Below are 14,332 nucleotides of genomic sequence, written 5' to 3'. Positions count from 1 at the left end.
TTGACCTTGCCGGTTCTTGATAGCCGGCCCCGACATCTGGTTTGCAGCGTCATCAAGGAAAATACTTGTGAACCAATGCCGCCAGATTCGCGGCCGTTTGCGCATCCATGAGCCCGTTGTAGGTTTCCGGGCGAAAGTGCAACTGAAAGGCCCTGACCAAGTGTGCGAAGCCTTGTTCGGTTGACGCGCCGGAAACGTCGTATCCGTATGTCTTGAACAGTTTGAGCAAGTCGCTTCGGCCTGGAATGCCGGTCTCGTTGTATTGCTGCAGATAAGTGTCCCGGGTGACTTCGTCGAACCAGGCACCGACCCCTTTCAAGTAAAGGGCATGCCAGGGGAACTTCGGCCCTGGGTCACTCTTGCGGCCGACCGCAATATCTGAATGCCCGAGAACCTGGGTCGGGCTGATGTCCGGGTAGCGTTCGAGGATGTTCAACGCCAGCTCTTCAACGGCGGCAATTTGTTCCGGCTGATAAGGCGGAAAGTTGAAAATCCCTTGGCTAAATGTTGCAAGGTTGACGATTTCAACGCCGATGGACGTGTCGTTCAGATTACTTCGATTGCCCCAGGCACTGACGCCGGCATGCCACGCGCGCTTGGTTTCGTCGACGAGATTGAAGACTTCCTGCCTGGTATAACCTGCTTTCAAGTAGCTCGGATCGGTGATGTCGGGGACCAGATAGTGGACGCTGACATTCGGGCCGGTGAGTGCATTGACCGAACTGGAGAAGTTGCCGGCTGTGTAGTGGAAGATCAGAAAGCGTACGGGGGTGTTGATGTTTTTAGTGTCGCGGTGTTTGTTGTAGTTAATAGGTTTCATGGGGATACTGCTCGCGATTAATTAGGTTGAAGTCAGAAAAGGTTTAAATGAGTGGCTGACTTGTGATTAACCTTAATCGCTGGGATGCTTCGCGTGATTACAGAGTTATGTAGTCGCTTTCCGAGAAGTGTGTAAGTGGTAGGAAGTGTTGGGAGTTTGCATAAGGACTGGCGGTGAGTGTGCAGTATAAGAAGCAAGCGCGAATGCTTGCTTCTTTGTTTGGATTACTGTGCTTCAGGTTTGAAACCGGGTTTGCCGTTGGCTGCTCTCCATTGTTTGAAGATGTTTACTACACCGTTTGGACTATCTTCCACACCCTCTTCTGGGTGGCACAATACATCTGATGCTGTGGGGTGTTCAGAAGTGCTGATTATGTTTTCAAAGATGTTGTCGTGCTCATCCTCTGATGAGTAATCTCCTTCAAATAGCGAGCCTACAAGGATTAGGTATTCGTGCTCTGTGTAATCTTCAAATTTGTTCTTTAAAATCATATTTGATCTCCTTGGCTCTTTTTGGAGTTGACTTCGATGTGTTGCTTTGGTGTCAGTACGAAGATTGTCGATGTCGTAGCCCAAACTGCTTTCACTGGTCGGCGTGATATAACGTCGTTAAAATTTCCTCAGTTGGGACAAGAGCGTGCTCTTGCTCCAATAGGTTTGTTACTGAGGTTTGAAGCCTGGTTTGCGGTTAGCTGCTCGCCAGGTCTTAATGGCGTTTAATACCCCTTTCGGGCTGTCTTCAACACCCTCTCTTGGGTCATATAAAATGCCTGTGCCGTCGGGGTGTTCGGACGTGAGTACTATGTTTTCTACAATGGCATCATGCTCGGCCTCGGATGAGTAAGTACCCTCGAATAGGCACTCGATGAGGTCTAAGTATTCATTTTCTGTATACTCTTCCAGCGTGTTACGAAGATTCATTTCATTCTCCTTTTATATTGGAGTGAATGCTGATATGCAATTTTGGCGTCATCACCCGAAGGTTGTCCATGTCATAGACCTCGCCGCCTGCTCCGATGGGGTTGATATGGTGGATCTCATACTTTATTCGCCTACCCACCTGGTCCTGAGGAAGTGCGGCAGGAGCAAGTCGGTGTTTCATATCCATTTGTCTTAACTTTGTAAATTGGCCGCTCAACAGTTCATCGTCGCCCATAGCTTTCCAAAATGCCCTGCGAAACGCTTTAAAACTAGAAAACTCCCGCCCTCGAAATTTATCCGCAATCTGCATCGGAATCGGCGCGCCTTCTCCCGTCGAGGCTGCACCCAACCAGTTTCCGGAAACTGCTTGTCCGGCGCCACTGGCAATACCGGGATCCAGCCGCCGATCCCTGAACATCGTGAACGTGGGAGGGATCCCGGAGTCGATCGGAAAGACGGTGATGAAGCCGCCAAACCCGTAGCGATCCAGCTCTGGAAAAGGATCGATTCGTCCCGCGTCGGGGGTGACGGTAGCGCCTTCATAGATCGGCAGGTCTGTGTCGACCAGCGGAAATTCCGTTGAAGGATCCTGCGGCTCTACCAGCGGCGTCCAGGTGATGACGGGGCCGTTGGAGACGGTGCTGCCGGAAACGTAAACATTCTTGCGTGCGTCAAAGTGAGCAAGCCTTACCGGAACACTGGCGGGCACTGTTACTCCGTCAGTGGTAACAACGACAATCTTTACGCTATTGCCTATGGTCCTTGAGCCGAGTCTCACCGGCAGGTCGATTTCCCCTCCGATAGCTGCCAGTTCATACAGGTCGGCCGTTGAATCAGGAGCGAGTTCTGACAGCGGAACACTTACGGAGAAAAGATCACCGCTACCCAGCCTGGAGGGAGCCAATAGAGCGGCGAACCCGACGAGTACCGGCGCTGCTACTGACGCGAGGGCTGCGATAGCCGCGGATACCGCAGCACGTAACGCGGTCCTGAGCGCCAAGGAAGTCGCTGGATTAACGCCGACAGTTCCGAGCGTGCCGGTAAACGTTGGACCGAATGCCGCCATCGAACCGACATTGGCAAACGTGGGGCTTTGCCACCGAGCCTCTGTTTCCTCTCGCCATTGCGCCAGGAGGCGTGCCTGCTCGATTTGTCGTTGGGTCTCAGCCTGTGCCGCTATTTTCAGATTCGCTAGTTGAGCTTGACGTTCAGCCACGGTAGTCGCTGTATCAATGATTTTCCGGCGAAGCTCCAGAATCTCTCCTTCCTTTTGCAGTTGCCTTTGTATCTGTTCGATGCGCTGCTCTATTTCCGTATGGAGACGAGCTTGTTCGGTTGCGAAACGACGAGCTGCCTCTACCTCATTGGCTTCAGCCTCAGCCAAAGCAGCTTTTAATCCTGCGATACGATCCTGCTTTCGCGCTTCTTCAGCCCGTAATTCGGCAGCAAATTCCGATCTAAGGTGCTCGAGACGTTCAGCGTTTTCGATTTGTATCCGGGCTAATTCCGCCGCCATCCATTGCGCGTGTTCCTCTTTACGGCGAGCCACTTGTTGTTTTTCTTCTGCTTCCAAGCGTGCCACTTCCGCCGCGACCCGTTGCGATTCTTGTTGCGCTGCGAGTTGTGCCCGCTCAGCGGCAATGCGCTGTGTTTCACGTTCCGCAGCCATTCGTGCTTGTTCAGCGGCCTGCATGGCACTGAGGGTGTGTTGAAGATTGGCTGTTCGCTGGTGGAGTGACTGCAAGGTTTGAGACAGTAATCTGGCATCGATCGCGGCTCTGAGTGATTGATTCAAGGCCTGCATGGCAACGCCATTCGGCCCCGGCCACTTCTCAATCTTTGTGGCTTTGATCATGAACTCATTGATATGCCGGTTAAATGGATCACCTCCATAAAACGCGTTGGCAGTGGCTGTTTTACTGTGGAACTCTGCTGTTTTGCGTTCAGTGAGTTTGTTCAGTACCTCTAATTCCCGGGCGACTGATTGCAAAGGTGGAACTGGATTCGTAGGGCCTTCATATCGGGTCGCTGCCAGTTCTGCCTCGATGGTTTGCGGTAGTTGGCTGGACCTGGTCTGATATTCCTGTTCCAGCGCCTTCGTCGTATTTATTACGGTGCCTCGATTTTGATTGTAAGTCGAAACGCCGGGTCCAAATGGACCTGCTTGCAAATGAGTTCCACTTCGAGGCGGAGGTGTAAAGTGATCGGGTGCGATGCCTACTGTATGTACAGGGGTAGTTATTTCTAGAAAACCTGGCGGCGAGTTATTTTCCTGCGGCGGTTTTGGTGATTTTTGCATATTCATATCCTTTTGAATTTGCGCGCTGTTTAAGATGTAAGTTTTTTGGAGTGTATGCACTGCCAACAGTTTTGTCGTGCAACTTCAAGTTACAGCTAAATGAAAAGTAATGGGTCTGAGAGGCGTGTAGGCTTTTGCATATAAACTTGAGGGGAGTTTCGATAAGGTGGGAATACGGGCGCGATTGTCCTCTGCATTAAAAGACGTTTCTTATGCAGTTACAGGAAATGTCTTGTAGGACTTGTTTTAAATATCTAGTAAAACGGGCTGGCACAAAAAACAACCGCCCATAAAAAAGGCCGCTGCAAACGCAGCGGCCAAAGCAAGACGATTGATCAAGGAGCAATAAATCAACGTCAGTGAACACGGGGCGATGAGTCGAACATCTTCAATTCATCTGAAATCTGATACCAATGGCGTGGACTGGCCACCGCCATTGCTTCGTGCTTTGCGGCTGGTTGCCGTGAAAGCCCGGCAAGAATAAGGCGTTGAGCCAAAAGGAAAAATAGCGATTCAAGACATGCACTGTTGCAGTCTCGGCAACAGTTCCATTTGTCATGGGATCTGGGGCGGCTGCTGCAACAGGTTGGCGAGCACAACGCCCTATGCACCTGGCTGATAACCCCCCATCCAGCCCATCCATAACCCGCGCAAACCCCCGTCCCATGCAGGCATTCATCCTTTGGAGGTACATCGCGAATACCTCCTTGGTGCGCTTATCGCTCCCAACGTGGGGCAGTAGGGTGGGGCCTTCTGTCACTCACCGGGGAAGACGCATGACAAAAACAACAATGCGCGCCATCTTCACGCCGCAAGCGCTCGCTGCTGCGGTTGCCTTGGGTTGCTGCGCCCAGGCGCAGGCTGTTTCATTCAACATTGGCGAAATCGAGGGGACATTTGACTCTTCGCTGTCCGTCGGCGCGAGTTGGGGCATGCGCGATGCCGACAAATCCCTGGTAGGCGTCGTCAATGGCGGGACTGGCCAGTCTTCGACCGGGGATGACGGGCGGCTGAACTTCAAGAAGGGCGAAACCTTCTCCAAGATCTTCAAGGGTATTCATGACCTTGAATTGAAGTACGGCGACACCGGGGTGTTCGTGCGTGGCAAGTACTGGTACGACTTCGAACTCAAGGACGAGGATCGCGAGTTCAAACCGATCAGTGACAGCGGTCGTAAAGAAGGCGCCAAGTCTTCCGGGGCGCAACTGCTCGACGCCTTCGTCTATCACAACTATTCCATCGCCGACCTGCCGGGTACTGTGCGCGCCGGCAAGCAGGTAGTGAGTTGGGGTGAAAGTACCTTCATCGGCAACTCGATCAACAGCATCAACCCGATCGACGTTTCAGCGTTTCGCCGTCCTGGCGCCGAGATCAAGGAAGGCCTGATTCCGGTGAACATGCTGTTCGCCTCTCAAGGCCTGACCGACCAACTCTCGGTGGAAGGTTTCTATCAACTGGAGTGGGACCAGACCGTCGTCGACAACTGCGGCACCTTCTTCGGCAACGACGTGGTGGCAGACGGTTGCAACAAGAATTACACGGTGGCCAGCCCGGCGATCGCACCGTTGCAACCGATCGCTGCCGCGTTTGGCCAAGGCTTCGAAGTCAGCCAGGAAGGTGTGATCGTCCCGCGCGGTGGGGACCGCGATGCCCGCGACTCCGGGCAGTGGGGGACGGCGCTGCGCTGGCTCGGCGACGACACCGAGTACGGCCTGTACTTCATGAACTATCACAGCCGTAGCCCGACGGTCGGCACGACCACCGCCGGCTTGACAACGCTGGCACGGATCCCGGCCATCGTCGGTGCCGCCAACAGAATCGCGCCCGGCACCGGTTCGGCACTGGCTCAAAGTGTGATGCTCGGACGCGGCCAGTATTACCTCGAGTACCCGGAAGACATTCGCCTCTACGGCGCGAGCTTTTCCACCACCTTGCCTACCGGCACGGCGTGGACCGGCGAGATCAGCTATCGCCCCAACGCTCCGGTGCAAGTCAACACCAACGACCTGACCCTGGCCTTGCTCAACCCGATTGCAGGCGGCGCGGCATCGCCTGTCGCCACCACGCCAGGTGCCGACAACAAAGGCTACCGCCGCAAGGAAGTGACACAGGTCCAGAGCACCCTGACGCACTTCTTCGACCAAGTGCTGGGCGCCCAGCGGTTGACCCTGGTTGGCGAGGCGGCGGTGGTGCACGTCGGTGGCCTGGAGTCGCGATCCGAATTGCGTTACGGCCGTGACTCGGTCTATGGCCAGTATGGTTTTGGCGGCGATACCGACGGCTTTGTCACTTCGACCTCCTGGGGTTACCGCGCCCGGGCGATCCTCGATTACGCCAACGTGATTGGCGGGATCAACCTCAAGCCCAACCTGTCCTGGTCCCATGACGTCGCCGGCTACGGCCCCAACGGGCTGTTCAACGAAGGCGCCAAGGCCGTCAGCGTCGGCGTCGATGCCGACTACCGCAACACCTATACCGCGAGCCTCAGTTACACCGATTTCTTCGGCGGTGACTACAACACCCTGGAAGACCGCGACTTCCTGGCGCTGAGTTTCGGCGTGAACTTCTGATCTGGCTGAGAAGGATGATTTCAATGCGCAAGATGATTCTGCAATGCGGCGCCCTGGCCTTGAGTCTGCTGGCTGCCAACGTAATGGCGGCGGTCTCGCCGGAAGAAGCCAACAAGCTTGCCTCCAGCCTCACGCCGTTGGGCGCCGAAAAGGCCGGCAACGCCGACGGCTCGATCCCGGCCTGGACCGGCGGCATCCCGAAAAATGCCGGCGCAGTGGACAGCAAAGGTTTCCTGGCTGACCCGTTCGCCAGTGAAAAACCGCTGTTCACCATCACCGCCGCGACGGTCGACAAGTACAAAGACAAGTTGTCGGATGGCCAGGTAGCGATGTTCAAACGCTACCCTGAAACCTACAAGATCCCGGTCTACCCGACTCACCGCACCGTGGGCCTGCCCCCGGAGATTTACGAGTCGGCCAAGCGCAGTGCGCTGAACGTGAACAGCATCAATGACGGGAACGGCCTGGCCAATTTCACCGGCAACCGCTACTACGCGTTCCCGATTCCGAAGAACGGCGTCGAGGTGTTGTGGAACCACATCACCCGCTATCACGGCGGCAACCTGCGCCGCATCATCACTCAGGTGACCCCGCAAACGAACGGCAGCTACACGCCGATCCGCTTCGAAGAAGAGATCGCCGTACCGCAACTGATGAAGGACCTGGACCCGGAAAAAGCCGCCAACGTGCTGACCTTCTTCAAGCAATCGGTGACGGCCCCGGCACGCCTGGCGGGTAACGTGCTGCTGGTGCACGAAACCCTCGATCAGGTGAAAGAGCCGCGCTTGGCGTGGATCTACAACGCCGGCCAGCGTCGTGTGCGTCGCGCACCGCAAGTGGCTTATGACGGGCCGGGTACTGCCGCTGACGGCCTGCGCACGTCCGACAACTTCGACATGTTCTCCGGTGCACCGGATCGCTACGACTGGAAACTGGTCGGCAAGAAGGAAATGTACATCCCTTACAACAGCTACAAACTCGACTCGCCGAGCCTCAAGTACGACGACATCGTCAAGGCCGGGCATATCAATCAGGACCTGACCCGTTATGAGTTGCACCGGGTATGGGAAGTGGTCGGTACGGTGAAGGCGAGCGAACGGCACATCTACGCCAAACGCCACATGTACCTCGACGAAGACAGCTGGCAAGTGGCGCTGGCGGACCATTACGACGGTCGCGGTCAGCTGTGGCGGGTGGCCGAGGGGCACGCTCAGTACTACTACGATCACCAGACCCCGGCCTACACCCTCGAAGCACTCTACGACATCATTGCCGGCCGATACATTGCCCTGGGAATGAAGAACGAAGAGAAGCGCAGTTTCGAATTCGGCTTCGAAGCCAAGGCTGCCGACTACACGCCATCGGCCTTGCGCGCCGAGGGCGTTCGGTAAGGGGGTTGATACATCGACCGTACGAAAGGCGACCGGGTGGTCGCCTTTTTTATGGCTGCCAATCAGCGTGCTGAATACTTCTCAACAAGCGGCTAAGAGAGGGCTAGGGTTGCCGGACAATTATAAAAAGGCACGCCGCAATGACCGCCATGATCCCGTGTCTGGACCGTCCTGGATTCCTGCCCCGTCTGTCCACTCATCACCTGTCACGGGCTCGCTTGAGCGAGCCGTTACTGGCCTCCACGGCACGGGTGAAATTTCTCTGCGCGCCGGCCGGCAGCGGCAAGACTGCGCTGCTTGCCGAATGCCTGTTGCAGGCTCCGCCGCATTGCCGCGTGTTCTGGTTGCCATTGTCTGGCGTGGTGTTGAGCGCGGCGGATTTTCGTCATCGTCTGGCAGAGACGCTGGGGCTGGCTACGTCGAGTGAAACGGAGTTACTGGGCTATCTGGCGCGATTGCAGACGCCGACATGGCTGTTTCTCGATGATTATTGCCGCCTGGCTGACCCGGAGTCGGACCTGTTGCTCGATCGCATGCTGGCGACCAGCAGCCCGATGCTGACCTGGTGGCTGGGTGCTCGCCGCCGCCCGCCCTGCAACTGGCCAAGGTTGCTGCTCGACGATGAGTTGTACGAATGCGAAAGCACTTCGCTGGCTTTCACGCCAGATGAAGTCGAGCAGATCGTGCAGCCCTGGGTACCGGAGCAGGCCGGCAAAGTGGCCAGTCGGATCATCCAGCGCACCGGCGGCTGGTGTGCCGGTGTGCGGATTGCATTGCTGCAAAAGTGCGACTGGTCGCGACAGAACAAACCCCTGGGACGGGCGGACACCTTGCTCGATTATCTGGAGCATGAGTTGTTCAACTCGCTGACGCCTGAGTTGAGCGAAGCCTGGCGTGTGCTGGCCCACTTGCCCCGCTTCAATGCCCGGCTGTGCGATCACCTGTTCGGGGCCGGAGAGGGCGCTCAGTACTTGCGGACCTTGCAAGCGCTGGGCTGTTTTATCGAACCTTGGGGCGACTCCACCGATTGGCTGCAGATATTCACCCCGTTCACCCAGTTGTTGCGCGATGAGCAATGGCCGGCGGGACGCTCCTGGCATCGGCGTGCCTGCCAATGGTTCTGTACCGAACAGGACTGGAAATCGGCTTTCGAACAGGCCTTGCTCGCCGAGGAATACGAAGTGGCGGTCAGCCTGTTGCAGCACTTCAGTTTCGAGCATTTGTTCGAGGAGCAAACGGTGGTGCTGTTGTTGCGTTTGCATGAGCAGCAAGGTGAAGAGCTGACGCTGGGCAGCCCGCAATTGGTCGGATTGATTACAGCTGCGCTGTTGTTCGCCGGACGTTTCGACCAGGCGACTGCCTGCATCGCTCATTTGGCGCATTTCACGCCTCAACCCTCGGCAGTGCTTGAGCGTCAACTGATTGCACGTTGGCAGGCCCTGCAGGGTTGGTTGCTGCATTTACAGGGTCGAATGGAGGCTTCGCGCGCGCACTTTCTTGACGCGTTGAGCGCGCTCGATCCCGAGTGTTGGACGGCGCGCCTGATGTGTTTGTCCGGTTTGACGCAACAGGCATTGCTAAGGGGCGAACTCGACGTGGCGCAAGCCCACAACCGCGACGCGCTGTGCCTGGCGCGGGCGCAAGGTTCGCTGGTGTTCGAAGGCCTGATGGAACTCGATCATGCGCAATGGCTGGAGCAGCGGGGTGCCCCGGCTCGCGCTGAAAGTCTGCTCTGCAATATCGATGAACTGCTCCGTCAGCGTTCGGATCGACCCGCACCCTTGTTGGGACGAATCGCATTGCGTCGCGGGCGGCTGGCCCTGTGTCAGGGGCTGGATGGACAGGCGGCGGACTTTTTTCAGGCCGGGTTGGAGGACTGTGTTCGCAATCAGGATAAACGTGCGCTGTACGGGTTTCTCGGGCAGGCACAACTGGCCGCCAATCAGGGCGACTACGCCCAAGCCTTCGTCCGCCTGCGCGATGCCGAGCGATTGATGCAACAGCGGCAGATTCCGGACACGGTCTACCGTGGTGCTCTGCTGCAGGTCAGCAGTCAGTGCTGGTTGCAACAGGGGCGTCCCGAACTGGCCCGTGAGGCGTTGAGTCGGGTGCTCAAACATTATCGGGGACCACAGGCCCGGCAGGCTCCCCCGGCGACACTGGAGCTGATTCCGCGGATCGAGTATTTGTTGATTCTGGCCGAGGTCAAACTGCAACGGGTGGAGAATCCTCTGGCTCGACTCGCCGCTCTGCTTGAGCACGCACAAGTGAACGCAATGGTCAGCCTGGAAGCCGAGCTTCTACTGGCAATGGCCGAGGCGGCCTTCATGGTGGGCGAACTGGGGAGTGCCCGGCAGTTTTTCGAAAAGGGCGAAACGAAGGCGAACCGTTGTAACTTGCCGCAGTTGTTGACGCAGTTATACAGACGTTGCCCCAGCCTCTTGTCGGAACTGCACATTGTCGATAATAACGAGCCATGTTCCGACAGGGAGATTAATGAAAACCCGCTGAGTCTGAGAGAGTTGGAAGTGCTTGAGTTAATTGCGTCAGGAAGTTCTAACCGGCAAATAGCTGATCAGTTGTTCATCTCATTGCATACAGTCAAAACACATGTCCGGCGGATTCATGGGAAGTTAGGGGTTGAGCGCAGGACGCATGCCGTGGCAAGGGCAAGAATGCTGGGTTTGTGGGCTGATTGAAGATCTTGATCATGATCGTCATCACAAACCCATTGAGATCGCAGACTGATCCTGCCGGGTTAGCCATTATTCCGGCTGATACCCCATCCGCCAACTCACGGCCCGCGTCGCAGCCAACAACCGCTGCGCCGCCGGGCCGTTTTCGTCGGCGTGGAACAACGAAGCCGGACCGACGATGGTCAGCACGGCGGCGATCTGTCCGACAGCGTTAAACACCGGGGCCGACAAGGCGTCCACGCCCGGCATCAGCAAACCATGCACATGATGCAGACCGCGTTCGCGGATCTGTTCGCACAACGCCTGGTAGGCCTGATCGTCCGCCAGCGCATGTGAAGCGCTGCTGTGCAGTTCCTGCTCGCGCAATTCGACGGTTTCACGCTTGGGCAGATAGGCGCCGAACACCAGCCCTGTGGACGAACTGAGCAACGGCAACACCGAACCCAATTGCGTCACCACTGTTACCGCGCGCACTGCCGGTTCGATGTGCACCACAGTCGCGCCCTGGTTGCCCCACACCGCTATAAAGCAGGTTTCGTTCAACTCATCGCGCAATTCAGCCAGGGGCAGGGCGCCGACTTTCAGCACGTCCATACTGTTGAGGGCTGCCAGCCCTACTCGCAAGGCTTCGCGGCCCAGACCGTAATGGTTGGTGGCCGCATTCTGTTCTGCAAAACCGCTGGCGATCAGCGCCTGCAAATAGCGGTGAACCTTGCTTGCCGGCATCTGTACGTGTTCGGCCAGGCGCGACAGTGAAGTCGATGGCGACAACTCGGCCAGGGCCTTGAGGATGTCGGTGCCGACCTCGGCCGAGCGGACTTTCTGTTTATCGTTGCTGCGCGGCGTTTCCATGGAGGTGGTCTGATCCCGGGACGAATGGGCGTCTTTATAGCTTGACGGTCAATACCAATCAAATTACGTTAAGCGTAATCGAATTACGATAAAAATAACCCAGGCGTGCCGAGAGCTCTTCGACGGAGTGACAGGCCATTGCCTACTCCCTGTTCAGGAGGCTCCATGAACCTCGATTCAACGGCGCCCGAGCTGGCTTATCAGTCCGGCTTTGGCAACGAATTCAGCAGTGAAGCGCTGCCCGGCGCACTGCCCGTCGGCCAGAACTCCCCGCAAAAAGCCCCGTACGGTCTCTACACCGAACTGTTCTCCGGCACCGCGTTCACCATGCCTCGCAGCGAAGCGCGGCGCACCTGGATGTACCGCATTCAGCCGTCGGCCAATCACCCGGCGTTCGTCAAACTGGATCGGCAACTGGCCGGCGGCCCGTTGGGTGAAGTGACCCCCAATCGTCTGCGCTGGAACCCGTTGGACATCCCCAGCGAGCCAACCGATTTCATTGACGGCCTGGTAAGCATGGCCGCCAACTCAGGCGCGGAAAAACCGGCCGGGATCAGCATTTATAACTACCGCGCCAATCGCTCCATGGAGCGCGTGTTCTTCAACGCCGACGGCGAATTGCTGCTGGTGCCGGAACTGGGACGCTTGCGCATCGCAACGGAATTGGGCGTGCTGGAACTGGAGCCGCTGGAAATCGCCGTGCTGCCGCGCGGCCTGAAATTCCGCGTCGAACTGCTTGATCCGCAAGCCCGCGGCTACATTGCCGAGAACCACGGCGCGCCGCTGCGTCTGCCCGATCTCGGGCCGATCGGCAGTAACGGTCTGGCCAACGCGCGGGACTTCCTGACCCCGGTCGCCCACTACGAAAACCTCAAGCAACCGACCACGCTGGTGCAGAAATTCCTCGGCCAGTTGTGGGGCTGCGAGCTCGATCACTCGCCGCTGAACGTGGTCGCCTGGCACGGCAATAACGTGCCGTACAAATATGACCTGCGCCGTTTCAACACCATCGGCACGGTCAGTTTCGATCACCCGGATCCGTCGATCTTCACCGTCCTGACATCGCCGACCAGCGTCCACGGTCTGGCCAATCTCGACTTCGTGATCTTCCCGCCACGCTGGATGGTGGCCGAGAAAACCTTCCGGCCACCGTGGTTCCACCGCAACCTGATGAACGAATTCATGGGCCTGATCAAGGGCGAGTACGACGCCAAGGCCGAAGGTTTCGTGCCCGGCGGCGCGTCCTTGCACAGTTGCATGAGCGCCCACGGCCCGGATGGTGAAACCTGCACCAAGGCGATCAACGCCGAACTCGCCCCAGCGAAAATCGACAACACCATGGCCTTCATGTTCGAGACCAGCCAGGTGCTGCGCCCGAGCCGCTTCGCCCTGGATTGCCCGCAACTGCAAAACAACTACGATGCCTGCTGGGCCACGCTGCCCGCCACTTTCGACCCGACCCGGAGATAACCCATGACTCAGACTTCCATCACTCGTAGCTGGGTTGCCTCCGCCAACGGCCACGCGGATTTCCCGCTGCAAAATCTGCCGTTGGGCGTGTTCAGCGTGAAGGGCGGCGCGCCGCGCAGTGGCGTGGCGATCGGCGACCATATCTTTGATCTGGGAGCGGCACTCGATGCCGGGCTGTTCGACGACGGTGCCGCGCGGACCGCCGTTGAAGCCACCCGTGGCGGCCAGTTGAATGCATTTTTCGAGCTGGGTCGCGAGGCTCGTGTCGCCCTGCGTCAACGCATGATCGAGTTGTTCAAGGAAGGCAGCACCCAGCGCGGCAAGATCGAAGCCCAAGGCGCAAAACTGCTGCCCTTGGCGGCCAATTGCGAGATGCACCTGCCAGCGAAAATCAACGACTACACCGACTTCTACGTCGGCATCGAGCACGCGCAGAACGTCGGCAAACTGTTCCGTCCCGACAACCCGTTGCTGCCGAACTACAAGTACGTGCCGATCGGTTATCACGGCCGCGCTTCGACTATTCGCCCGTCCGGCACCGAGGTTCGCCGTCCGAAAGGCCAGACGCTGCCAGCCGGCCAGACCGAGCCGACGTTTGGCCCGTGCGCACGTCTGGACTATGAGCTGGAACTGGGCATCTGGATCGGTCAAGGCAACGAGATGGGCGACTCGATCGCCATCGGTGACGCCGCCGATCACATCGCCGGTTTCTGCCTGCTCAACGACTGGTCGGCGCGGGACATCCAGGCTTGGGAATACCAGCCGCTGGGGCCGTTCCTGTCCAAGAGTTTCATCACCAGCATCTCGCCTTGGGTGGTGACGGCCGAAGCGCTGGAGCCGTTCCGTCGTGCTCAGCCGGTACGTCCGGAAGGTGATCCACAGCCGCTGCCGTACCTGTTCGACAAACGCGATCAAGCGGCAGGTGCGTTCGACATCGAACTGGAAGTGCTGCTGCTCACCGAAGGCCTGCGCGAGCAAAAACTGCCGGGCCATCGCCTGACCCTCAGCAATACCCGACACATGTACTGGACCGTGGCGCAAATGGTCGCGCACCACAGCGTCAACGGCTGCCAGTTGCAGGCCGGTGACCTGTTCGGTTCGGGCACGTTGTCGGGGCCTGAGAACGGTCAGTTCGGCAGCCTGCTGGAGATCACCGAGGGCGGTAAAAAGCCGATCGAACTCGCGTCTGGCGAGGTGCGCAAATTCCTTGAGGACGGCGACGAAATCATCCTGCGTGCCCGTTGCAGCCGCGAGGGTTTTGCCTCCATCGGTTTCGGCGAATGCCGGGGCAAAGTGCTGCCGGCGCGCTAAGAG

Annotated in this window: 10 protein-coding genes; 5 read left to right on the top strand and 5 right to left on the bottom strand. The window is 57.8% G+C overall.

Annotated elements, in window-relative coordinates; all coding sequences use genetic code 11:
- Positions 1-52: 52 nt before the first annotated feature.
- The 4 genes from PFAS1_RS06610 to PFAS1_RS06595 form a co-directional block, all read right to left on the bottom strand.
- Positions 53-820: an N-acetylmuramoyl-L-alanine amidase gene (locus PFAS1_RS06610; protein WP_076028609.1), complete on the bottom strand. Its 768-nt coding sequence runs from the start codon at positions 818-820 to the stop codon at positions 53-55.
- 224 nt (positions 821-1,044) lie between these two features.
- Entirely contained in the window at positions 1,045-1,311 is a 267-nt protein-coding gene (locus PFAS1_RS06605) for a bacteriocin immunity protein (protein ID WP_076028608.1), read from the bottom strand.
- 168 nt (positions 1,312-1,479) lie between these two features.
- Entirely contained in the window at positions 1,480-1,740 is a 261-nt protein-coding gene (locus PFAS1_RS06600) for a bacteriocin immunity protein (RefSeq protein ID WP_076028607.1), read from the bottom strand.
- Between the two features lies 1 nt (position 1,741).
- The gene (locus tag PFAS1_RS06595) at positions 1,742-4,039 is read right to left on the bottom strand and encodes an S-type pyocin domain-containing protein (RefSeq protein WP_076028606.1); all 2,298 of its coding nucleotides are present in this window, start codon (positions 4,037-4,039) and stop codon (positions 1,742-1,744) included.
- Positions 4,040-4,815: 776 nt separating this feature from the next.
- On the opposite strand from PFAS1_RS06595, the gene PFAS1_RS06585 reads away from it, so the two are divergent.
- The 3 genes from PFAS1_RS06585 (at position 4,816) to PFAS1_RS06575 (ending at position 10,699) form a co-directional block, all read left to right on the top strand.
- Entirely contained in the window at positions 4,816-6,609 is a 1,794-nt protein-coding gene (locus PFAS1_RS06585) for a DUF1302 domain-containing protein (RefSeq protein WP_076028604.1), read from the top strand.
- Positions 6,610-6,632: 23 nt separating this feature from the next.
- Positions 6,633-8,000, top strand: coding sequence for a DUF1329 domain-containing protein (locus PFAS1_RS06580; protein ID WP_076028603.1), 1,368 nt, complete (start codon positions 6,633-6,635; stop codon positions 7,998-8,000).
- A 140-nt stretch (positions 8,001-8,140) separates the two neighbouring features.
- Positions 8,141-10,699 (top strand): LuxR C-terminal-related transcriptional regulator, encoded by a 2,559-nt coding sequence (locus tag PFAS1_RS06575; protein WP_076028602.1) that lies wholly within the window; start codon positions 8,141-8,143, stop codon positions 10,697-10,699.
- A 66-nt stretch (positions 10,700-10,765) separates the two neighbouring features.
- On the opposite strand, the gene PFAS1_RS06570 is transcribed toward PFAS1_RS06575, so the two are convergent.
- Entirely contained in the window at positions 10,766-11,548 is a 783-nt protein-coding gene (locus tag PFAS1_RS06570) for an IclR family transcriptional regulator (protein ID WP_076028601.1), read from the bottom strand.
- A gap of 165 nt (positions 11,549-11,713) precedes the next feature.
- Here PFAS1_RS06570 and hmgA point away from each other — a divergent pair, with 165 nt between their 5' ends.
- Together hmgA and fahA are read left to right on the top strand one after the other, a co-directional pair.
- Complete coding sequence (gene hmgA, locus PFAS1_RS06565; protein WP_076028600.1) at positions 11,714-13,018, top strand: homogentisate 1,2-dioxygenase; 1,305 nt, start codon at positions 11,714-11,716, stop codon at positions 13,016-13,018.
- Between the two features lie 3 nt (positions 13,019-13,021).
- The gene (gene fahA / locus PFAS1_RS06560) at positions 13,022-14,329 is read left to right on the top strand and encodes a fumarylacetoacetase (protein WP_076028599.1); all 1,308 of its coding nucleotides are present in this window, start codon (positions 13,022-13,024) and stop codon (positions 14,327-14,329) included.
- Positions 14,330-14,332 lie beyond the last annotated feature (3 nt).

The organism is Pseudomonas frederiksbergensis, from assembly GCF_001952935.1.
Lineage (GTDB): Bacteria > Pseudomonadota > Gammaproteobacteria > Pseudomonadales > Pseudomonadaceae > Aquipseudomonas > Aquipseudomonas frederiksbergensis.
This window is presented reverse-complemented; position numbering and strand designations above follow the sequence as displayed.

What these genes read in the sequence shown, in the direction of transcription:
- PFAS1_RS06605 (WP_076028608.1), bottom strand. Translation starts at nt 1,311, where the DNA reads ATGATTTTAAAGAACAAATTTGAAGATTACACAGAGCACGAATACCTA.
- fahA (WP_076028599.1), top strand. Translation starts at nt 13,022, where the DNA reads ATGACTCAGACTTCCATCACTCGTAGCTGGGTTGCCTCCGCCAACGGC.
- PFAS1_RS06585 (WP_076028604.1), top strand. Translation starts at nt 4,816, where the DNA reads ATGACAAAAACAACAATGCGCGCCATCTTCACGCCGCAAGCGCTCGCT.
- hmgA (WP_076028600.1), top strand. Translation starts at nt 11,714, where the DNA reads ATGAACCTCGATTCAACGGCGCCCGAGCTGGCTTATCAGTCCGGCTTT.
- PFAS1_RS06580 (WP_076028603.1), top strand. Translation starts at nt 6,633, where the DNA reads ATGCGCAAGATGATTCTGCAATGCGGCGCCCTGGCCTTGAGTCTGCTG.
- PFAS1_RS06610 (WP_076028609.1), bottom strand. Translation starts at nt 820, where the DNA reads ATGAAACCTATTAACTACAACAAACACCGCGACACTAAAAACATCAAC.
- PFAS1_RS06570 (WP_076028601.1), bottom strand. Translation starts at nt 11,548, where the DNA reads ATGGAAACGCCGCGCAGCAACGATAAACAGAAAGTCCGCTCGGCCGAG.
- PFAS1_RS06600 (WP_076028607.1), bottom strand. Translation starts at nt 1,740, where the DNA reads ATGAATCTTCGTAACACGCTGGAAGAGTATACAGAAAATGAATACTTA.
- PFAS1_RS06575 (WP_076028602.1), top strand. Translation starts at nt 8,141, where the DNA reads ATGACCGCCATGATCCCGTGTCTGGACCGTCCTGGATTCCTGCCCCGT.
- PFAS1_RS06595 (WP_076028606.1), bottom strand. Translation starts at nt 4,039, where the DNA reads ATGCAAAAATCACCAAAACCGCCGCAGGAAAATAACTCGCCGCCAGGT.